The organism is Dyella acidisoli, assembly GCF_030160295.1.
Lineage (GTDB): Bacteria > Pseudomonadota > Gammaproteobacteria > Xanthomonadales > Rhodanobacteraceae > Dyella_B > Dyella_B acidisoli.
The window spans coordinates 120,572-143,125 of sequence record NZ_BSOB01000006.1; the positions used below are offsets into that span (position 1 = coordinate 120,572).

Below are 22,554 nucleotides of genomic sequence, written 5' to 3' on the forward strand. Positions count from 1 at the left end.
GCACCACAGGAGGGTGCCCGGCACGTTGCTAGGCCTAGAGCTTGAAGTTCACGCCGAAGTAGCTGGTGCGACCGAAGTACTGGATCGTGCCGGTCTGCTGCGGGTTGCCGCCGAAATAGGTCTTGGTCGGCTGGTTGCTCAAATTGAGCATCTGGTAGACCACACTCAGCTGGCTGGTGATGTTGTACGAAGCCTGGAAGTCGTACACCGTTTCGGCCGCGAACGTCACCAACTGGTTGGTCACCGCAATCTGCGTGTTGGAGAGGAACGACGAGCGGTAGTTCGCCGACAGACGCGCGGAGAACGTCCCGTTGTCATAGAACAACGCAGCGCTCGCCACGCGCTTGGACAAGCCCGGCAGACCGATGTACGTGGTGGGGCCGGCCAGATTGGTCGGGTTGTGCACGTTGGTGTTGGTCAGTGCCAAGTTCGCATCGAAGCCCAGACCCGACCAGATGCCCGGCAGGAAGTGCGTCTTGGTGAACGAGGCTTCGACACCGCGCACATCGCCACCCTTGGCGTTGTACGAGGTCTGGTATTGGCCGTTCGCATACGGCTGGCCGGTGGCCGGGTTGGTCGGCACCTTGATGCCCGCCGCCGCGAAGTCGAAGTTGTTGTAGGTGACGTTCTGGATGAACGAATTGATCTTCTTGAAGAACACGCCGGCCGTTACGGCGCCGGTGGAATCATCGAAGTAGTGTTCGTAATCCAGGTCGTACTGCGTCGCACGCAGCGGATTCAGCAGCGGACTGGTGCCGCCCCATACGTTGTACTGGCCGTTCGACACCCACGAACCGGCACCGGCCAGCATGGTGTTGATCGGCGGACGCGACAGCACTTTCGACGCGGCGAAGCGCATCTGATCCTGATCCGTCCAGTGATAGATCAGGTTCGTGGATGGCAGGTAGTCCGTGTAGGTCTTGCCGGATTTGATTGGCGCGTAGTCCATGCTGCTGTTGCCGTTGCCGTCGACGATCAGCACACCTTCGCCGTTGCCAACCTGCTGCAAGCCGTAGCTGTACTGCGATTGACGCGACACGCGCATGCCCACGTTGCCGGTCAGTTCGTGACCGAACAGCTGCGAATCGATATCGCCCATCACGAACACGTCGCGGGTCTTTTCGTTGACCGAACCGCTCTGGATTTCCGACCAGCTCTGATCGGTGATGTTCTTCACCGGGTTCGCCGTGATGCCATGCGACGCGAGGATGGCCGGGCCGTTGAGCGTAAGGAAGCAGGGGAAGCCACTGAATTTGCCCTTCCAGCAGGTGACTTGTGCGTCGCCGGCCGGGATGGTCAGCGGGGGCTCGCCGGCGACGGGCGAAGTGTTCCACTCCGAACCGTAGACGTAGACCTCGCGATCCGCATTGTAGGTGTGATTATTGAGATAGAAGCCCGCCTCGATCGCCGAGAACACCGGATTATTCGGCAAGTCGTACTGCACGGCCGTGCGGAATGCCTTGTCCTTGTCGTGGTAGATGTACGGATATACACCGTAGCGCGACAGCCCCATGTCGTTGAGGTTGGTGTAGATGCCCGGATTGGCGACCGAGAAATCGCCGACGGAGCGTCCCTTCAACTGGAAATTGGCGGACTGCGCCATCAGCTGTGGATTGCTGGTGCCCAGACCAGTGTAAGGATCGGCCGTGGTGTCGACGTTGATCTCGTTGCTGGAGGCATGCGACAGCGACACATCGGATTCGACGTGCCAATTGCCATGGTTCCACTTCAGGTTGAGGCCGCCGGAAAACACGCTGGTGTTGTCGGTGTAATTGTCGGCCGTCGTTTCGTTGGAGAACTGGGTAGTGCCGCTACCGTTGACGGTACCGCCAGTTACCGTGCCCAGCGAACTGAGCACCGGATTGGTGATCTGCGCATTGTTGCCGTAGTAATTCTGCGAACGGAAGCCATAACCGAACGAAGAGTTGTCGAACTTCGAGAAGAACGTGTCCGCGGTCAACTGCAGTTCTTCGGTTGGTTTCCACACCACTGTGCCGAGATAGCCACGACGACGTTCTTCGCCGCCATTCTGCTGCAATTGCACGCCTTCCGGCACATACGCTTGCTGCGAGCTGTTCTTGTTCAGCGTGTACAGGCTGCCATCCGACGCCTCGCCCACAAACTGCTCAGACACGTGCGGCTGATACATATCCGCAAAGCCCAGGCCGATGCCCAACGTGTTGTCGAGGAACTTGCCCTGATAGGCCACGCTCAGGCGATAACCGACCGCATTTGCACCCGGCACGTCGTGCGCCTGACCGTCGTAGCTGCCGCGCGTGTCGATGTTGAGCGACTGGTCCTTGGAATTTTCCAGCGGATTGGCCGTCTGCAGTGCGATGGTGCCCGCCACACCACCGGTGATCAGCGACGCCTGCGATGTCTTGTACACCGTCGCCATGTTGATCAGCTCCGACGGATACTGATCGAACTGGATGTAGTTCGTGCCGCTGGTCGAAGGCTGTTCGCGCCCATCCAGCGTGGTGAGGATGAAGTCACCCGACAGACCGCGGATATTGATCTGCGATGCCTGGCCCGCAATACGCTCGGCTGAAACGCCGGGCAGATGCGTCAGCGAGTCCGCAATGGATTGATCCGGCAAACCGCCGATATCGGCTGCGGTAACCACGCTTTGGATGGTATCGGCATAGCGCTGATAGTCGATCGACTTCTCTACGCTGCTGCTGAAGCCGGTCACCGTCACCGTGGACAGGCTCTTCGCCAGCTGTGCCTGGCTCTTCGGATTGGTGGTTGCCTGCGACGTGCTGCTGTTGCTGACGGCATTGCTCTGCTGCGATGCATCGGGCGTCGTCTGCGCGCCGGTATCACCCGTTGCAGCCTGCACGCCGAAAGCCATGGTGAGACCGGCCGAAGCAAGAGCCATCACCAGCAAATTACGCTTAAGAATCACGAGTCCCCTCCCCAAATAATATTTCTTGTAGTCGCCTCTTCTTGGCCGCCGACGCAAAGTTCGCGGAACGGTCGGCGCCCACGCAGACGGACGAAACCGGCGGCGTGAGCGGATGGTAGGGCGCGTATTTCCAAGCAGACCACATCCTGCATACGTATTCATACCCTGGCCTTCTTGACGTTCATCGCAGCGCAGCATGGATGCTTTGCATGCACGCACTACTACGTTGAAACAGCTAGAAATCCAGGGATTACGCATTTTTTTACGACGCGCATCGATCGTGGCGTGCGCAGTTTCCGTTTTTCTTCGAACGATTCATGCCGCAACCGCAGCACGAATGAATACGTATGCAGGCCATGCAAGCAACAGGAACCTGACGACTAAGCTGCACCACGCCGATAAGCTCTGCCTCCTGCATGGGAACCTCAGCCTGGCGCGTTGGAAGATCTCGCCTTGCCGTCATTCCCGCTTTCGCGAGAATGACGACCAAGAAACAACCGATGCGGCACGCGAGCAGGTCTTGCCCGTAAAAAAGTAACGAAGCAGAGCCGGCAAGTTTTCGGCTTTACAGGGAAACCGTTGCAAATGACCGATGCATCCTGGTGGCGCGGCGCCGTCATCTATCAGATCTATCCACGCAGCTTTCTGGACACCAACGGCGACGGCGTGGGCGACCTGCCGGGCATCATCCAACGGCTGGATTACGTGGCGAGCCTGGGTGTGGATGCGATTTGGGTCGCGCCGTTCTTCCGTTCGCCGATGGCCGATTTCGGCTACGACATTGCTGATTACCGCGACGTGGACCCGCTGTTCGGCACGCTCGAGGATTTCGACCGCCTGCTTGCCAAGGCACACAGCCTGGGCCTGAAAGTGATGATCGACCAGGTGCTCAGCCACACCTCCGACCAGCACGCGTGGTTCAAGGAAAGCCGCGAAAACCAGCACAACCCGAAGGTCGATTGGTACGTCTGGGCCGATGCGAAACCCGATGGCAGCCCACCGAACAATTGGCTGTCGATCTTCGGCGGCTCCGCGTGGCAGTGGGAACCGCGACGCGGCCAGTATTACCTGCATAACTTTCTCGCCTCGCAGCCGGATGTGAATTTTCATCATCCGGATGTGCGTGCTGCGGTGCTCGACAACGTGCGCTTCTGGCTGGACAAGGGTGTGGATGGCCTACGCCTGGACGCGATCAACTTCTGCTTCCACGACAAGCTGCTGCGCGACAACCCACCCAAGCCGAAGGAAAAGCGTGTGGGTCGCGGTTTCAGCCCGGACAATCCGTACGCGTTCCAATATCACCTGTACAACAACACGCAGCCGGAAAACCTGGAGTTCCTGCAGGATCTGCGCGCGCTGCTCGACCGCTATCCACGCGCCGTCACGCTCGGTGAAATTTCCTCGGAAGATTCGCTGGCGACGATGGCCGAATACACGCGCGGCCATCGTCTGCACATGGGCTACAGCTTTGAATTGCTCAGCAACGATTACAGCGCCAGCTACATCCGCAACACAGTCGAGCAGCTTGAAGCGCAGGTCAGCGAAGGTTGGCCGTGCTGGGCCATTTCCAATCACGACGTGGAGCGTGTGCTCACGCGCTGGGGTAATGGCAACGCCTCGCCGCGCCTGGCAAACCTGCTCACCGCGATGGTGTGCTCGCTGCGCGGTTCGGTATGTGTCTATCAGGGCGAAGAGTTGGGCCTGACTGAAGCTGAGGTACCGTTCGAATCACTGCGTGATCCATACGGCATTACGTTCTGGCCAAATTTCAAAGGCCGCGATGGCTGCCGCACGCCGATGCCCTGGGATGACAGCTCGTTCGCGGGCTTCAGCCAAGCGATGCCGTGGCTACCGATCGATGAAGCACACAAGGCGCTCGCCGTCGCAAACCAGGAAGCCGATACAGATTCGGTGCTGCACGGTTTTCGCCGCTTCATGCAATGGCGCGCCACGCAATCTGCGCTGTGCCGTGGCAACATCCGTTTCCTGAATGTACCCGAACCCGTATTGGCCTTCGTGCGCAGCCACGGCGGCGAGCAAGTGCTGGCAGTGTTCAACCTTGGCAAAACAGCGCAGTCGCTGAGTTTGAACGGCTTCGACACAGCACAGCTGCTCACCGGGCATGGCCTGCAGCAAGGGCAGCTGCAGAACGGCCAGTTGCATCTTCCCGGGCACGGCGTGCTGTTCGCGCGTTGCTGATCGCGCATTTATTGAACTGAACACTGCGCTCGTAGCTGGATAAAGGTAACGAGCGCAACTAACGCGCAGCACCACGACTACCACTCACGAAAGTCATGTCGCCCAGGCCATGGAGAAAGGGTTAAAATCCCGTAGTTCCGGCCGGGCGCACGCATCATTCCCGTTTGGACGGCTTTCCGTAAACCACTGTGGTTCTTCGGATTCCGGCATTCGACGCGCTCCCATTGCTCATGCCCTGCGCACTTTGTGTGCGCGGGCGTAGCGACTGCGGCCGGCCTTGCCCCGCCCCTACCGAGGACCACTGGTTTTGAATACAGCGAACGATACGGCAGCACGACGCAACCCTGGCGTGAGCGGCATGAGCCTGTATGTACCCCGACCGCGCGTATCCCTGCGCGATTGGTGCGAATGGACAGGCAACTCCTGGGACAAGGTTCAAGCCGTGGTCGGCCGCAGCTTCCGTCAGCCGGCAGCATATGAAGATGCCTACACCATGGCGGCCACCGCCGTGCTGCGACTGATCCGCAACTACAACATCGATCCGCGCAACATCGGCCAGCTCGCGCTCGGCACGGAGAGCAGCAAGGACAACTCCGCTGGCGCGGTGATCGTGCGCGGCATGGTGGATAGCGAGCTGGAGCGCCAGGGTCTGCCGCGTCTTTCCCGTCAACTGGAAGTGCCCGAATTCAAGCACGCCTGCCTTGGTGGCGTGTACGCGCTGAAGAGCGCACTGCGCTACGTCGCTTTCGACGCGCAAGGCCGGCAGGCGATCGTGGTGTGCAGCGACATCGCCGAATACGAACGCGGCTCCAGCGGTGAGCAGACGCAAGGCGCCGGCGCGGTGGCGATGCTGGTGGAAGCGGACCCCAAGCTATTCGAAGTGGACCTGGCCAATGCCGGCAGCGCTTCGGACTACCGCGGCCCGGATTTCCGCAAGCCGTTCCGCCGCCACTTTCACCACGACTACGGCAAGCGCCATCCGCGCTTGCATGATTTTCCCATCTTCAGCGGCAAATACTCCACCTTCGCCTACCTGGACGAAGTGGGCCAAGCCACTGACGCGATGATCGAACGGCTCGGCGTGTCCGACCTCGACTTCCTCGAAGGCGCGAGCGGCCTGTTCTTCCATCGGCCTTATCACATGATGCCGTTGCAGGCGCTGGCCTTCATTTATGCGCGTGCGCTCGCTCGCGCACCGCAGCCGAATGCCCAATTCCTGGCACTGTGCGAGCAGGCCGGTGTGGCGCCGGATGCGGTGATCCAGGAATGCCGTAACCAGCCGGATCTGTTCGGCGAATTCGTGCGCGGCGGAAGCCACGCAGAAGCCGCGCAGGAGCCCCATCCGCTCACCACCAAGCTATCGGGCATCGTGCGTAAGAGCGCCGCGTTCCAGCAGCTACTCGCTACGCGCGTGAATCTGGGCACCGATTGGGCGATGGAGCTGGGCAATCTCTACACTGCCGCGCTGCCGGCATGGATCGCCGCAGGCTTCGAGCATGCGCTGGAAGACAATGCCGACTGGACTGGCGCCAAGCTGTATGCCATCGGCTACGGCAGCGGCGATGCGTCCGAGGCGATTCCTTTGCGTGTGGCACCGGCATGGCGCGAAGCGGCAGCGAAAATCGGCTTCCGCGAGGCACTGGCCGTATCGACCGATCTCACCCGCGAGCAGTACGAAGCGCTGCACGACGGTTACAACGTCGAGCTCGATGTGCCGCCGCGCGATCAGTTCGTGATTGCCCGCACGGGCGATACGTATGAAGCGGCGTTCCAGGATCTGGGCATCGATTACTACGATTACGCGCGTTGACCTTCTCTGGCCGGGGCCGCATGCATGCGCCCCGGCCAAACATGCCCCACCCACTACGCCTGCCTTTGGCTAGACTCTGCGCCGGTCAGCCCTCTCCCCCACAGGCAGGTGCGACGATGTTCAAGCTCAAAGGCATGCTGTCGCTACAGGTAGGCGATCGGGCACTGGGTGGCACCGACCGTATTGCTCTCTTGGCCAAGATCGGCGAGACCGGCTCGATTACCGCCGCGGCGCGCGCCGTGGGCATGAGCTACAAAGGCGCATGGGATGCGATCGACGCCATGAACAACCTGGCGGACGAGCCCCTGGTTACACGTGCTGCCGGCGGCAAAGGTGGTGGCGGTACGCACCTGACCGAACGCGGTCGACGTTTGATCGAAACGTTCGCTGCGCTGGAAAAGGTGCATAGTCGATTCCTCGAGCAATTCGAGACCTTGACCGAAGCCCCCGCCACCGACATTGAGCTGATCATGAGCCTCATGTTCCGAACCAGCGCCCGCAATCAGTTTTCCGGCCGCGTGGCAGCCATCCACAAAGGTGTCGTCAACGACACGGTGGAACTGGAACTCCCTGGCGGCGAGCGCATGGTTGCCACGGTCACCAGCGAAAGCACGGAGAACCTTGGCCTTAAGCCCGGCAGCGAGGCCATCGCATTGATCAAAGCCTCCTCCGTGCTGCTGGCCTTGCCCGACGAAGGCATGCGCTTGTCGGCACGCAACCAATTCCCCGGCACCGTCACGCACGTCATCGAGGGACCGGTGAATGCCGACGTGCGTGTCCAGTTGACCGGCGGCCATGTGATGAGCGCCGTCGTCACGGCGGAAAGCGTGTCAGAGCTGGGGCTCAAGGACGGCGTACCGGTGGTGGTTATCGTCAAGGCATCGAGCGTGATCCTCGGCACCCACCGCTAAACACGGCTCTCCATGCGGCTTGAAGCAGCCTCTTAGTGCTATTCGGCACAACGCCTTCACCGGAAGTCGCCATATACTCGACTACATAACGCTGGCCAGGGGCAGCACCGGGGCGCGATTCGCGCCGTTTCACGGGGAGAAAATCAGCATGATGAAGCCGAGGGCGCTCGCCGCCGCCATGTTTTGCCTGTTCGCGGCAAGCACAGCCGCACACGCGGACGATGACATTTTCAGCAATGGCCACGTGGACGGCGACCTGCGCCTCTACAACTTCAACCGACTCTACGACAGCAAGACCGTACCGAACGCCAGCGCTTTTTCCGTTGGCGCGCTGATCAATGCGCAGACCGGAACGTTTCTTACCGGCTTCAGCGTGGGCGGCTCGTTCGCGACGGTCAATTCGCTCGGCACGCATTCAAGCGAACTTGCCAAGATCGACACCACGCTGGCCGGGCCGAACAATTCCATCGGCACTTTCAGCCAGGCGTATCTGCAATATCAAAACGGCATGTTCTTGTTCCGCGGCGGCTATCAGTACCTTGCCGATGACCCCTGGATGGGCAACAACGATTCACGCATCATTCCTTCCTCGTACAACGCATTGAAGGTGCAGATCACGCCGCTGCCCGGCTGGAATCTGTTCGCCGTGCGCGAATACAGCTGGAAGAGCCGCACCTCGTACGAAATGTATGCGGACAATCTGTATTACCCGTCGAAGTACGACGGCGACTCGATGTACGGCAACAACGGGTCACTGCCACTGCATGCGCGTTCCGCACCCGGCACCTGGGAAGGTGGCACTACGTATGTCAACGGCGGGCTGAACGCACAGCTGCGTTACTACGATTTCATGCACTTCGCGCGCACCGCCTATGCAGTAGGCAGCTACGTTATCGACACAGGCAGTGGCTTCAACCCGGTGATCGGCGCGCAATACCTCGCGCAGAATGACGGCTCGGACAACCGCTTCACGGAAACCGACACCAAGCTGTTCGGCACTGCCGGCAATCACGTGAAAAGCCGTGTCATCGGCGGCGATATCGGCGTGGTGATTCCCAATGGCCGCTTCGACATCTTCTACAACAAAGTGGCGCACGAAGAAGGCGCCGTCGGCGGTGGTGCGTTGATTTCGCCCTACACCTCCAACTACGGCACTGATCCGCTGTTCACCACCTCGATGATCCGCGGCCTGATCGAAGCCGGCCCAGGCCGCGCCTGGAAAGGCAAATTCACTTACGACCTCTTCGACAAGAAACTCGAGCTGACCACCGCTTATGCGAAATACATGACCTATTTCCGCGGCAACAGCCACGACCTGTATTTCGACGTGATCTACCACCTGGACGGCGCCCTCAAAGGACTGACGCTGCGCAACCGCTGGGAGCTGTCCAATGGCGGTATCGACAATCTCAATCCGACCAACAAGACCTTTGTCTACAACCGGCTGATGATCGACTACAAGTTCTAGCGAGCATGAAATTTTGCTGAGGACGTTGCGGTGCATGCCGGTACCGCAACGTCTTTCACATGATGTTGCCGCTATGATCGCTTCACCTTTTTCCGTGGATTGAACCATGCGTTCCATTCTGCTCATTCTTGGGCTCGTGCTTCTGGTCGGCGGCTTGTGGGTAGTGTTCGGCCACGCCAGCTATACGCAAACCGATACCTTGCTCCAGATCGGGTCGGCCAAGTTCACCGCTACGCAAGACAAGGCGATTCCACAGTGGCTGGGTATCAGCGGCATCGTGGTGGGTGCGCTGCTGGCACTGGGTGGACTGTTTTCGAAGCGGTAATTGCAGCCCTCTCTCTTCGCGTTTACTGCGCCCGTCATTCCAGCACAAGGTTGATACGCGGAAAGCGCACATGGGCATGTCAGCTTTGAGGCGCAAGGAACGCAGCCTTATCGTGCGAAGCACACAAAGCTTGTTTGGATATTGAATGCTTCGCCCGCCGCGGGGCAGGCCGTTGCGCGTAGTCATTGTGAAGGAAACCGCTTCACTTCTCGACGAATGCTATACATAAAAGCGCTTACAGTCGCCGCGTTTTGCGACTTGCCTGCAGGGATATACAAAGTCGGCATTTAAAATCGGCGTTTAAGGTGACGCGGAATAAACGTTGCTGCCGCCGGGGGATTCCACACCGCTGGATCGCGCTCTCGAATCCGGGAGCGATAACAAGTTAATGCAACGGCTGAAAAACCGGATGCTTTTCCCTGTTATTTCATCTACGGTACAAGGAGGATTCCATGAGCAAAATCATGGAGGTTCGAATTCCCGGACCATACAGGTGGTGGCGACTGTTAGCCCGACTCTGCTCGGTCGCACTCTTGGCCTGCACGATCATCACTCCCTTCCGGCAAGCCGTCGCGCACGGCGCCGTGGGAGTTCCGATTTCCCGGCAATATCAATGCCGCCTCGAAGGAGGCTACCACTCGGGCAACCCTTCGCAGATTCCGAGCCCCGATTGCAGACAGGCGTACATCGAAAGTGGGGGCACGAGCGGTGGCTGGTGGCCCTTCCAGCAATGGAACGAAGTTTCCGCCAATCCTCTTGGCTGGGGCGACAATGAGGAAGAACTAAAAAAGGCGGTTCCCGACGGGCTACTGTGTGCTGCCGGCGATCCTCGAAAGGCAGGCCTCGACAGAACGCCAGCTACGTTATGGCGAAAGACCAAAGTGACCCCGAAGGATGGGAAGGTCGACGTGGTCTGGGAAAATACGCAGGACCATAACCCAGCCACCATGCGCATCTATATCAGCAAAGCCTCCTACGATCCTTCACGTCCACTGCACTGGGCCGATCTGCAGAAAATTTACGAAGGGCCTGCGCCTACTCCCATTCCCGCCCATGGCGAGGGGCATCTGCCAGGCGACATCCAAAGCTTTTATGTCCTTCGCGTACCGATTCCGGCAAATCGCACCGGCGATGCGGTGCTATACAGCTACTGGCAGCGCAGGGATACCGGCAACGAAGGCTTTTTCAACTGCAGCGATATCACTATTGGACCGGATGAAGGCAACCCAGGTTTCCCCTGGTTCCAGGAAGGACCCTATCTTCCCCATGGCTTTGCACCCAAGGTCGACGACCTGGTTCGCTTTCGTGTGATGGGTGGCAGCCCCAAAGGACTGGAAGTGGTGGACCTCTATCATCCGATCACACCGCAAAACGTCCAGCCCGCCATCTGGGCGAAGGAGCTGGCCGACACGTTGAACACCCAGCATCAGCAATATGTCCAGATCGGCGTGCGTGTTGGCGACACGATTCACTACGACGCCGATCATCTCGAGAAAAACTCGGTGTGGCTCAAGGCCAACTACAGCAGCGCCATGAGCATCATCCCCGGCACGCCTCCGGAGCCAGGCAAACCGATTGCCCACATCGCCGGCCCGAACACCGTACAGGAAGGCGCTTCAGCCACTTTCTCCGGAGAGCAATCCCAGGGTGACGGACTCACCTATCGTTGGGCACTACCGTATTTCGAGCCCAATAGCGGAACGACCCCGACGATTGCAGCAAAAGCCCTGCACCCACCGAAGTCGGGCTGGGTGGATATCTCGCTGACCGTGACCGACAGCCACGGCAACCAGGCCATCACCCATGAATCGGTCATCATCGTTCCCGGAGGCTCCCAGCCCACCTATCCCAACTGGCGTCGACAGGACGTAGGAAGCTATTCGGCCAGTACGAAGGTGACAGGACTGGACGGGAAGGTGTGGGAATGCAAGGTGCAGGCATGGTGCCAGCAGCCGGTTCCCAATGGCTGGAGCGATAACAGCTGGCCCTATGCGGCGGGAAGCGAAGCGGCACATGCATCTGGAAACCTCGCCTGGACGCTTGTATCCGGAAAATAATGACCGCTGCGGTAAACGGCCGCCCTTGATGGCGGCAAGCACGTACGTGCCTGCCGCCTCAAGCAGCGATCGAAAAGCGAGATTGATGCGCGCCACTGGAGATTAGGACCATGGCACGGATGCCGTCTGCAGCGGATACGCGATCCACTCGCGAACAAACGTAGGTTTCGCACAAGGAACATCCTTCCGCTTGGCGGCTACAATTCCACGGATGGATGTCTCTTACCTGATCGAATCGCTCAACGACGCGCAGCGCGAAGCCGTCTGCGCGTCACCCGGCCACTACCTGGTCCTCGCCGGCGCAGGCTCCGGCAAAACCCGCGTGCTCACCCACCGCATCGGCTGGCTCAACCAGGTCGAGCGCGTTCCGACGTGGGCGATCCTCGCCGTTACGTTCACCAACAAAGCCGCGGGTGAAATGCGCGCGCGCCTGGACAACCTGATTCCCGGCGGCACACAAGGGCTCACCGTAGGCACCTTCCACGGCATCGCGCATCGCCTGCTGCGCCGTCACTGGCGCGAAGCGGGTTTGCCGGAGAGCTTCCAGATTCTCGATGCCGACGATCAACAGCGCATGGTGAAGCGCGTGGTCGCCGGTCTTGGTCTGGATGAAGCGCGCTTTCCACCACGCCAGGCCGCTTGGCAGATCAACAGCTGGAAAGACGAAGGCAAGCGCCCCGAAAACATCGAAGCTGGCCAACATCCGGTTACACGCACGCTCGTGCAGATTTATCAGGCCTATGAAGACGCCTGTCGTCGCGCCGGCCTGGTGGATTTTGCCGAGCTGCTACTGCGCGCGCACGAACTGTGGCTGAAACAACCGGCTGTATTGGAGCATTACCAGCAGCGCTGGCGCTATCTGTTGATCGACGAATTCCAGGACACCAATGCGCTGCAATACGCGTGGATTCGCGTGCTCGCCGGTCGTACCGGGCAGACGTTCGTAGTCGGCGACGACGACCAGGCCATCTACGGCTGGCGCGGCGCGAAAGTGGAGAACGTGCAGCAGTTCCTGCGCGATTTCCCCGGCGCACGCACGATCAAGCTGGAGCAGAACTACCGCTCCACGTCCACCATTCTGAAAGCGGCCAACAGCGTGATCGAACGCAATGGCCACCGCCTCGGCAAGCAGCTATGGACGGCCGGCGAGGAAGGTGAACGCATCGCCGTGTACGCCGCCTATAACGAACAGGACGAAGCGCGCTTCGTAATCGAGCGCATCCGCGAATACGTCGCCGAACACGGCGATGCGAAAGATTGCGCGATTCTCTACCGCTCCAACGCGCAATCGCGCAACTTCGAAGAACAGCTGATCCAGCACGATGTTCCCTATCGCGTGTACGGTGGCCTGCGCTTCTTCGAGCGCGCGGAAATCAAGGATGCGCTGTCTTATCTTCGCCTCACCGCCAATCGCCACGACGATGCGGCGTTCGAGCGCGCGGTGAACACGCCGCCGCGCGGCATCGGCGACCGCACGCTGGACGTGCTGCGTCGACGTGCGCGTGGTGAAGGTTCGTCGATGTGGGAAGCAACGCTGAGCGAGCTTACCGGCGGCACTGAATTGGCCGGCCGCGCGAAAAATGCGGTGAAAGCTTTTCTAACCATGATCGATGAGATGGCACGCGCTTTTCAGCCCCTCTCCCCCCGGGAGAGGGGTTGGGGTGAGGGTGCGAACTTGCCAAATGCAACAACTCCAAATTTGCTCGCTCCGCCCGAACCCTCACCCCCAGCCCCTCTCCCGGGGGGAGAGGGGAGTAGTGCACTCTCCCTCGCCGAACAAATCGACCACGCCATTACCCAAACCGGCCTGCGCGACTTCTACGAAAAAGACAGCCGCGGCAATGCCGAATCGCGCGTGGAAAACCTGGACGAACTGGTCAACGTCGCCAGCCGCTTCGAACTCACACCGGATGACATCGAAGCAGGCTTGAGCGAACTCTCCGCGTTCCTGTCGCATGCGGCATTGGAAGCAGGCGAAGGCCAAGGCGAATCCTGGGACAACTGTGTGCAGCTGATGACACTGCATTCGGCCAAAGGCCTGGAGTTTCCACTCGTATTCCTGGTCGGCCTGGAAGAAGGCCTGTTTCCCAGCCAGCGCTCTGTGGAAGACGAAGGGCGACTGGAAGAAGAACGCCGCCTCGCCTACGTCGGCATCACACGCGCACGCCAGCGCCTCTTCATCACCCATGCGGAATCGCGCCGTATGCACGGCACGGAAATGCTGTCGCGTCCGTCCCGCTTCCTGGGTGAAGTACCACCTTCCCTGCTCGACGAAGTACGTCCGCGCGTACAAGTCAGTCGCCCGTTGTACGCCGGCCGTTTCGCGGAACCCGCACCGTCGTTGCAAGAAGATCTGCCAGTCAAACTGGGCCAGCGCGTGAGCCATCCAAGTTTCGGCGAAGGCGTGATCGTGAGCGCCGAAGGCAGCGGTGCACACACACGCCTGCAGGTGAACTTTGAAAGCGCCGGCAGCAAATGGTTGGTGGCGGCTTACGCCAAGCTCACACCACTGTAGGGATGGCACACGGATGAACCAGCAGCCTTTTCGCGAACTGCGCCGCGAGCTCGGCCACTTCCAGCAACAGCTGCAGGACGTCTATCAACGCCTGCCATGGAGTCATCGTCTAATCAACGGCTTGTCATTAGCTGTGCAGACGCTGATCGCCGCGAGTCTCGGTTACGGGCTGGGCCTGTTATTGCACACACAGCAGGCGTTTTGGGGCGCACTCACCGCCATCGCAGTGACGCAGCAGAGCTACATCGACACGCGTAAATCATCGATCGATCAGGTGATCGGCGCTGCGATAGGCGCAACGATCGCCATCTCCGCTTCGTACCTCGCGCAAGACAACTACTTTGTCTATGCGATCACCATGGCCATCTCGATCGTGCTGTGCTGGCTGTTCAACATCGGTAGCGCCGGCAAGCTCAGCGCCACCACCGTCACCATCGTGATGCTGGTACCGCACAACGGCCCGTTCTGGACGATTGCGCTCACGCGCCTGGGCGAAGTCACTATCGGTATCGCCAGCGCATTGCTGGTAACAGGGATAGCACACAAGCTGGAGAAACTCTGGCTTGACGAAAAACCGTAGGCTGGATTGCTCCGGATTTGATCCAGGAGCCATCCAACCTACGTGACTATCTGTGAAACAAACGCAAGGCAACAGGACTACTGATTCCAATCCGTGTCGGAGAGACTTGGCCAACCCTGATCCGTCCATTGCGGCACCCAATATCTGCCGCTGTCCGAAGCAGGCGTGTAGCCACTTCCTGGCACTACATAGAAGGTGTTGTTGCGCCAGATATTGTTGAGGCTACTTCTCCAATAACCATCGCCGTCATAAGCGATATACAGGGCGCTATTGGTTGGCATCAGGTCGGTTCCGAACACATTTCCGGTAAACGTGTCATTCGTGTTGCCATCACCGACTCCACCAAAATCCACCGTGTTGTGCCAACCGGAAACATAGTTGTTGGTCACGGTCACGTGATCGTAGCCCTGGGTGTCGTACTGTAGCGCTATGCCCTCGTTGTTTGCTTCCGACACGATGGTGTTGTGGTTGATGGTGAGATAACTCACGCCGTCGCCATCGCTGGACAAGATGCCATCGGTGTGATCAATGCCACCACCGTCTTGGCGTGCGTCGTGAATGTATGAATCACTGATCGTTACCGGCTGTGTTTGATTTGAAAGGCCGATTTGCGCTGCTGCGGCCAAGCCCCAAAAATCCGAGTGGTCAACTGAAAAGGCGCCAGCACCGTAGCCGCTATCTGGCGCCTCGACCTGATTGATTCCGTATTCCACGCCCTGCTCGTACGTCACTGGCAAGGACGTAATCCCGGATGGCCGGAAAGTAGAGTAGGAGAACCGAATGCGATCGCCATTCGCGTATTGCACGACAGCCTGGCTACCATTGTCCGCGCCGTTGAAATTCGACTCGAATAAGCAACCAATAAATGTAACGTCAGTGGGCGTGCCCGGAACGCCTGCCGTACCTATCTTCAACCCATTTGGAAAGTAGCAATATTTGTAGGTCTTTCCGCTTTGAATCGGACCGGAACATTCCGTGCCGTTTGGAATTTCGGAATACGTGGTGTATGTCCCCGGATAATTCGGTTCGGCCTGATATCCGCTGTTGGACGCATTGGGCCATCCGGGCGGTGGCTGAGCGACTACAGCGGCGGCGATACCGCTATAGCCGATGACGCATACAGGTAACAATCGAGCGATGAGATTCATTGGCCTTGAATGTCTGACTTCCATCGTCTGCTCCGTGGTCGAGTGTCGTTCACCTAATAACCGCGGGACAGACTAGCTTCGTCAAATGGGTTGAAGTGTGATCCGATCGCCTACCTGAATACGGGCCAGGTAATGAAAACAACGCAGTCATGACCAGCGTGATGTCGCTGATCATGGTTTTGCTGCTCGAAGCTTTGTGAGCTGGGGTGCAAACCCCAATGTCGCGATACGACACGCGTGGCAGTGTTGGTGTTTACATCCCAAACCTGCGCGCCATCGCCACAACCCATGCGAAAACAAGGCCATACGCCGCATAGGCCAGCACAGAGTTCCCTCAGGACATAAAAATTTACGCGTTCTTTATGCGAGGCGCTGTTTTCGCTACCCGCTTCTTATACGCCGATGCCTACAGTTCGCAGCTGAGAGGCATCGAGCGACATCCATGGACTTTATCTACTTGCTCTTCGGCTTTGTGCTGGCTGCGGCCACGCTTGGCTTTCTGCTGCTCTGCGACCGCCTGGGGCCACGTTGACCGCATTCGCGGCGGCGATTTCATAACGGAGCGAATCCCATGAACTTCTTCTACGGACTGGCTGCCGCCATCGCGGTGGCTTTGACGGTTTACTTGTGCGTGGCATTGCTGAAACCGGAGTGGTTCGAATGACTGCCAACGATTTCGTCCAGATCGGCATTTATCTGGTTGTCCTTTTGCTGCTCATCAAGCCGATGGGTAGTTATATGGCGCACGTTTTTGCCGACAAGCCCAATCGCATTACCCGTGTAGGCGCCGGTTTTGAGCGCCTGCTCTATCGCCTCTGCGGCGTGAATGCCGAAGAGGACATGGGCTGGAAGCGCTACGCAATCGCCATGCTGTTGTTCAACGTGTGCGGCATGGTCGCGGTATATGCATTTCAGCGCCTGCAGCAGTGGCTGCCGCTGAATCCGCAGCACTTCCCGGCGCTGTCACCGGATCTTTCGATCAACACAGCGATCAGCTTCATTACCAACACCAACTGGCAGGCTTATTCGGGCGAGTCGGCGATGAGCTACCTCACCCAGATGGCTGCGCTGGCGGTGCAGAACTTCATGTCGGCTGCGACCGGCATTGCTGTCGCGATCGCTGTCATCCGCGGCTTTGCGCGCAAGACCGTCAAGGGCATCGGCAATTTCTGGGTCGACCTGACGCGCACCACGCTTTACGTGTTGATGCCCATCTCATTCCTGCTGGCAATGCTTTTGGTATCGCAGGGTGTGATCCAGAACTTCAAAGCCTATGTGGATGTTCCGGTGGTGCAGACCAGCACGTACGCCAACCCGGTGACTGATGCGGCTGGCAACCCTGTCAAGGATGCATCTGGCAACGCCGTGACCAAACCCGCGCAGCTCACCACGGAAACACTGCCAATGGGTCCGGCTGCTTCGCAGATCGCGATCAAGATGCTGGGTACCAATGGTGGCGGCTTCTTCGGTGCGAACTCCGCGCATCCGTATGAGAACCCGACGCCGTTCTCCAATTTCCTGCAAATGTTGGCGATCTTCCTGATTCCCGGCGGCTTGTGCCTCACCTTCGGCCAGATGGTGGGTGACAAGCGCCAGGGCTGGGCCATTCTCGTCACCATGCTGGTGATCTTCATACCGCTGGCCATTGGCGTGACGGTGGCGGAGCAGGCCGGCAATCCGATCCTGCACACGCTGTCGATCGACCAGCATGTGTCCGCCTTGCAGTCGGGCGGCAACATGGAGGGCAAGGAAACGCGCTTCGGTATCGCCGCCAGCAGCCTATTCACCGCCATCACCACGGCAGCTTCGTGTGGTGCCGTGAACAACATGCACGATTCACTGACGCCACTCGGCGGCCTGGTGCCGATGTGGTTGATACAGCTCGGCGAAGTGATCTTCGGCGGCGTCGGTTCGGGCTTTTACGGCATGATGGCCTTTGCGGTGGTGGCGGTGTTCATCGCCGGCCTGATGGTGGGCCGCACACCCGAATACATCGGCAAGAAGATCGAAGCATACGAGATGAAGATGGCGAGCCTCGCTGTGCTGATTCCGTGCGCGCTGGTGGTGATCTGCACGGCGATCGCAGTGATGACGCCAGCAGCTACCGCTACGGTCGGCAATCCCGGCGCCCACGGCTTCAGCGAGATTCTCTATGCCGTAACATCCGCCACTGGCAATAACGGCAGCGCGTTCGGCGGTCTTTCCGCGAACATTCCCTTCTGGAACGTGATGCTGAGCGTGTGTATGTTCTGGTCGCGCTACACGCTGCCAATCGCCATGCTTGCGCTGGCGGGCTCGCTGGCCGCCAAGAAGCACGTCCCCGCTTCGGCCGGCACGCTGCCGACCCACACACCCTTGTTTGTGACGCTGCTCGCCAGCGTGGTGATCGTGGTGGGCGCACTTACCTTCCTGCCTGCATTGGCGCTCGGCCCGATCGCCGAGTACCTGATGTCAGCACATTGAATGCTCGATAGCCCCTCTCCTTATCGAGGAGAGGGAGTGAAGAAAAGCACGGAGTTCGAAGAACATGACTTCCCATGCCCATGCGGTCCGCACCTTCGACCGTACGTTGATCATGAAGGCGATTGCGGACGCATTCCGCAAACTCTCGCCACGCCTGCAGTTCCGTAATCCGGTGATGTTCGTCGTGTTCGTGTGCAGCGTCCTGACCACGCTGCTATGGATACAGGCGATAGCAGGCCATGGTGAGGCACCCACCGCATTCATCTTCTGGGTGAGCGTGTGGCTGTGGTTCACGCTGCTGTTCGCCAACTTCGCCGAAGCGCTGGCCGAAGGTCGCGGCAAAGCGCAAGCAGCGGCGCTGCGCAGCACGCGCAAAGACGTTATCGCCAAGAAGCTGGCCGAGCCCAAGCGCGACGCCTCCATCGTGTTCACGCCGTCGAACGAACTGCGCGCTGGCCACTACGTGCTGGTGGAAGCAAACGAGCAGGTTCCTGGTGACGGCGAGGTCATCATCGGCGCAGCCAGCGTGGACGAAAGCGCCATTACCGGCGAATCCGCGCCGGTGATCCGCGAAGCGGGCGGTGACCGCAGCGCCGTCACCGGCGGCACACGCGTGCTGTCGGACTGGCTGGTGATCAAGATCACGCAGAATCCAGGCGAGAGCTTTCTCGACCGCATGATCGCAATGGTGGAAGGTGCTTCGCGCCGCAAGACACCGAACGAGATCGCACTCACCATCCTGCTCGCCAAGTTCACGCTGATCTTCCTGCTAGCTTGCGCCACGCTGCTGCCCTACTCCATCTACAGTGTGCAGGTCGCAGGCAAGGGCAATCCGATCACGCTGACCGTGCTGGTGGCGCTGTTGGTGTGCCTGATTCCCACCACGATTGGTGCACTGTTGTCGGCGATCGGCATTGCCGGTATGGATCGCATGATCCGCGCCAACGTGATCGCGACGTCCGGTCGTGCAGTGGAAGCAGCCGGCGACGTGGACGTGCTGCTGCTCGACAAGACCGGCACGATCACGCTCGGCAATCGTCAGGCAGTGGCGTTCCATCCTGCGCCCGGTATCGAAGAACGCACGCTGGCCGATACGGCACAGTTGGCCTCGCTCGCTGACGAAACACCGGAAGGCCGCAGCATCGTCGTGCTCGCCAAGGAACGTTTTGGCTTGCGTGAACGCGAACTGCAAACACTGCACGCCGAATTCGTTCCGTTCACTGCACAAACGCGCATGAGCGGCGTGGACATGGGCGAGCGCCGCATTCGCAAGGGCGCACTGGACTCGGTGGATCGCTATCTCGACAGCCTCGGCAGCCACTTGCCGCCCGCTGTGAAGCGCATGGCCGAAGACATCGCGCGTCGCGGTGCCACACCGCTGATCGTCACCGAAGGCGATCGTGCGCTCGGCGTGATCGAACTGAAGGACATCGTGAAGGGCGGCATCAAGGAACGCTTCGCCGAGTTGCGCCGCATGGGCATCAAGACGGTAATGGTGACGGGCGACAACCCGCTCACCGCCGCCGCGATTGCCGCCGAAGCGGGCGTGGATGATTTCCTCGCCGAAGCCACGCCGGAAGCGAAGTTGAAGTTGATCCGCCAGATGCAAGGCGAAAGCCGCCTTGTTGCCATGTGCGGCGACGGCACTAACGATGCCCCTGCGCTGGCGCAAGCCGACGTGGCCGTGGCGATGAACACCGGCACGCAGGCAGCGAAAGAAGCCGGCAACATGGTGGACCTGGATTCCAATCCCACCAAGCTGATCGAGGTGGTGGAGATCGGCAAGCAGATGCTGATCACACGCGGCTCGCTGACCACGTTCTCCATCGCCAACGACGTGGCGAAGTACTTCGCCATCATTCCGGCCGCGTTCGCCACGACGTATCCCGCGCTCAACACGCTGAACGTGATGAAGCTCGCCACGCCACAGAGCGCGATCCTGTCGGCGGTGATCTTCAACGCGCTGATCATCATCTTCCTGATTCCGTTGGCGCTGAAAGGCGTAAAGTACCGCCCGCTGGGAGCGGGACACCTGCTGCGCCGGAATCTGCTGATTTATGGCCTGGGCGGCATCATCGTGCCGTTCATCGGCATCAAGCTCATCGACATGCTGCTCGTCCTGTTTGGTCTCGCATAGAGCCTGTCTACGGTTCCGGCGTGGCCCGCGCCGGTTCTGTTTGCCTGTCGGGCTAGGAGGAACGAAGACGTGTATGTCGATACACAACTGAGTGAGGACGCAGCCCGGCGGGCAAACAGAGCCGGCCCGGAGGGTTGCCACGGTGCGTCCACCATGCGGCAGCGCGCGGCTTGGCTTGCCAGCCAGGCAAGCGCTGCGCCACGCACTACCACCTGGCGGACGCACCGTGACAACGCGGGCTACGCCGGAATCGTAGACAGGCTCTTTTGGAGACGCGCGCTATGCAAACCCTGAAACTGTCTTTTTCGCTGCCGGACGCCACCCACCCGCAAATGGAATTACGTGTCTCGTCCAACGATTCCGACTGCGATGTGGTGATTGAGTTACCGGTACGCGACCAGTCCAAGGGAGGCGCCGGCGCGGCGCCCGATACACCGATGTCACCAGAAGACGAATACGTGCTTGGCGGTTACGCCGGCATCTGAAATCCCCCACATCGGCGTCGCTTACTGGGCGATGCCGTCCAGTAACGACTCTTCGAGAGGAAGGTATGTATTACAAGAAGGCTCTAGCCGCAGCGATCATGCTGTCCGCGGCACCGGTTTTTTCGCAGGCGATGGCGCAGTCCACCAACGTCAGCAACATGCCGGCAAGCACCAGCCTGCCCGCGTCGCCCGTTGCGGCCGAAAGCGGTGATTGCAGCAAGGGTTTCCTCTCCCGTTTCGCCGCAGCCTACCGCGAGGATGCGCAGCCGGCCGATCCGAATGCCGCGCCCGCTAAGCGCCGCGCCATGGACGCTCCATTCGATTCACCGCCCTTTCCAAGCTCGGAATGGCAGATGGGTGGCGTAGCCGCACCCATCGGCGTACCGGATACCAATAACACTTATCCGCTGGAGAAAGCACTGAGCTGCACCAAGCTCGGCGGGTGGATGCAGCGCAACCGCATCGAGATCTTCGGCTGGGTGACGCCGGCGGCGAACGCCAGCAGCTCCAACTTCAGTAATTTCCCACTGTCCTACAACACACGCCCGAACCGCGTGGAACTGGACCAGCTCGTCACCAACATCACGCGCGTTGAAGACACCGTACAAACCGATCACGTCGACTGGGGTTTCAATATCTCAAACCTCTACGGCTACGACTATCACTACACCGTTACCAAGGGCATCTTCAGCAATCAACTGCTGAACAATCCTGCGCCGAATCAGCCGCTCAACGGCAAGATCTACGGTGACGACCCGATGCTGTTCTACGGCGACATTTATATTCCGTGGGTCGCCCAGGGCATGGTTGTTCGTGTAGGTCGCTGGCTATCGCTGCCAGACATCGAAGCGCAGTTCTCACCGCAGAACTACCTGATGACGCACTCGGTCCTGTACACGGTCGACCCGTATACGCAGACGGGCATCATGACCACCACGCGACTCACCCAGCAGTGGACCTTCCAGATCGGCGTGAACGCCAGCAATGACACGGCGCCCTGGAATCATTCGGCACGTCCCTCGCTGCAAACCTGCGTGCGCTGGGTGTCGGCCGACAACAACGACATGCTTTACCCCTGCGTCAATAACTGGAACAAGTCGGATTACAACTACAACAACGTGCAGATGTACGTGGCCACCTGGGGCCATCGCTTCAACCAGCATTTCCACATGCTGACTGAGGCGTATCGCATGTATGGCCGCAATGTCCCAGGCTTCGGGCCGGGCGGCACTCCTGGTGTTGCAGGATCTGCTTCGCTGCCCGGCACAGCGGGCGAATTCGGCATCGTCAACTACCTGAACTTCGAGTTGAACCCCAGCAACATGCTGTCGTTCCGCAACGAGTTCTACAACGACGAAAAGGGCCAGCGTACCGGCTTCGCCACGCGCTACAGCAGTCACACGCTGGGTATTACGCACTGGGTTTCGCAAGACTTGGAAATCCAGCCGGAAATCCGCTACGAGCGCTCGTACGACACCAATGCGTATAACGCGGGCAAGAAGGATTACCAGGTCATTGCCCTGCTCGACGCGATCATTCACTACTGAG

Annotated in this window: 16 protein-coding genes; 14 read left to right on the plus strand and 2 right to left on the minus strand. The window is 59.6% G+C overall.

Features of this window, described 5'->3' with window-relative positions; genetic code table 11:
* Window positions 1-34: 34 nt before the first annotated feature.
* Window positions 35-2,908, minus strand: coding sequence for a TonB-dependent receptor (locus QQJ86_RS03870; protein ID WP_284319595.1), 2,874 nt, complete (start codon window positions 2,906-2,908; stop codon window positions 35-37).
* 196 nt (window positions 2,909-3,104) lie between these two features.
* Between QQJ86_RS03870 and QQJ86_RS03875 the strand changes: the two genes are divergently transcribed.
* The 9 genes from QQJ86_RS03875 (at window position 3,105) to QQJ86_RS03915 (ending at window position 14,773) form a co-directional block, all read left to right on the plus strand.
* On the plus strand, window positions 3,105-3,446 hold the full coding sequence (locus QQJ86_RS03875; RefSeq protein WP_284319596.1) for a hypothetical protein: 342 nt from the start codon (window positions 3,105-3,107) through the stop codon (window positions 3,444-3,446).
* 47 nt (window positions 3,447-3,493) lie between these two features.
* Window positions 3,494-5,107 (plus strand): alpha-glucosidase family protein, encoded by a 1,614-nt coding sequence (locus QQJ86_RS03880; protein ID WP_284319597.1) that lies wholly within the window; start codon window positions 3,494-3,496, stop codon window positions 5,105-5,107.
* Between the two features lie 307 nt (window positions 5,108-5,414).
* Window positions 5,415-6,917 carry a hypothetical protein gene (locus tag QQJ86_RS03885; protein ID WP_284319598.1) on the plus strand — a complete coding sequence of 501 codons (1,503 nt, stop codon included), beginning with the start codon at window positions 5,415-5,417 and terminating at the stop codon, window positions 6,915-6,917.
* Between the two features lie 116 nt (window positions 6,918-7,033).
* Window positions 7,034-7,828 carry a TOBE domain-containing protein gene (locus QQJ86_RS03890; RefSeq protein ID WP_284319599.1) on the plus strand — a complete coding sequence of 265 codons (795 nt, stop codon included), beginning with the start codon at window positions 7,034-7,036 and terminating at the stop codon, window positions 7,826-7,828.
* Between the two features lie 148 nt (window positions 7,829-7,976).
* Entirely contained in the window at window positions 7,977-9,296 is a 1,320-nt protein-coding gene (locus tag QQJ86_RS03895; RefSeq protein WP_284319600.1) for a hypothetical protein, read from the plus strand.
* A 106-nt stretch (window positions 9,297-9,402) separates the two neighbouring features.
* Entirely contained in the window at window positions 9,403-9,621 is a 219-nt protein-coding gene (locus QQJ86_RS03900; protein ID WP_284319601.1) for a hypothetical protein, read from the plus strand.
* A 452-nt stretch (window positions 9,622-10,073) separates the two neighbouring features.
* Window positions 10,074-11,678, plus strand: coding sequence for a lytic polysaccharide monooxygenase (locus QQJ86_RS03905; RefSeq protein ID WP_284319602.1), 1,605 nt, complete (start codon window positions 10,074-10,076; stop codon window positions 11,676-11,678).
* Between the two features lie 211 nt (window positions 11,679-11,889).
* On the plus strand, window positions 11,890-14,193 hold the full coding sequence (locus QQJ86_RS03910; protein ID WP_284319603.1) for a 3'-5' exonuclease: 2,304 nt from the start codon (window positions 11,890-11,892) through the stop codon (window positions 14,191-14,193).
* Window positions 14,194-14,206: 13 nt separating this feature from the next.
* Complete coding sequence (locus tag QQJ86_RS03915) at window positions 14,207-14,773, plus strand: FUSC family protein (RefSeq protein WP_284319604.1); 567 nt, start codon at window positions 14,207-14,209, stop codon at window positions 14,771-14,773.
* Between the two features lie 77 nt (window positions 14,774-14,850).
* Here QQJ86_RS03915 and QQJ86_RS03920 read toward each other — a convergent pair whose 3' ends face one another.
* Window positions 14,851-15,945, minus strand: a complete 1,095-nt coding sequence (locus QQJ86_RS03920; RefSeq protein ID WP_284319605.1) for a hypothetical protein — start codon at window positions 15,943-15,945, stop codon at window positions 14,851-14,853.
* Window positions 15,946-16,492: 547 nt separating this feature from the next.
* Here QQJ86_RS03920 and kdpF point away from each other — a divergent pair.
* The 5 genes from kdpF (at window position 16,493) to QQJ86_RS03945 (ending at window position 22,553) form a co-directional block, all read left to right on the plus strand.
* Entirely contained in the window at window positions 16,493-16,585 is a 93-nt protein-coding gene (kdpF, locus tag QQJ86_RS03925) for a K(+)-transporting ATPase subunit F (protein ID WP_115479695.1), read from the plus strand.
* Window positions 16,582-18,384 (plus strand): potassium-transporting ATPase subunit KdpA, encoded by a 1,803-nt coding sequence (gene kdpA, locus QQJ86_RS03930; protein ID WP_284319606.1) that lies wholly within the window; start codon window positions 16,582-16,584, stop codon window positions 18,382-18,384. Before kdpF ends, kdpA begins: the two co-directional genes overlap by 4 nt.
* A 64-nt stretch (window positions 18,385-18,448) precedes the next feature.
* Entirely contained in the window at window positions 18,449-20,521 is a 2,073-nt protein-coding gene (kdpB, locus tag QQJ86_RS03935) for a potassium-transporting ATPase subunit KdpB (protein ID WP_284319607.1), read from the plus strand.
* Window positions 20,522-20,802: 281 nt separating this feature from the next.
* On the plus strand, window positions 20,803-21,006 hold the full coding sequence (locus QQJ86_RS03940) for a hypothetical protein (protein ID WP_284319608.1): 204 nt from the start codon (window positions 20,803-20,805) through the stop codon (window positions 21,004-21,006).
* Window positions 21,007-21,071: 65 nt separating this feature from the next.
* Window positions 21,072-22,553: an outer membrane beta-barrel protein gene (locus tag QQJ86_RS03945; protein ID WP_284319609.1), complete on the plus strand. Its 1,482-nt coding sequence runs from the start codon at window positions 21,072-21,074 to the stop codon at window positions 22,551-22,553.
* Window position 22,554: the final 1 nt, after the last annotated feature.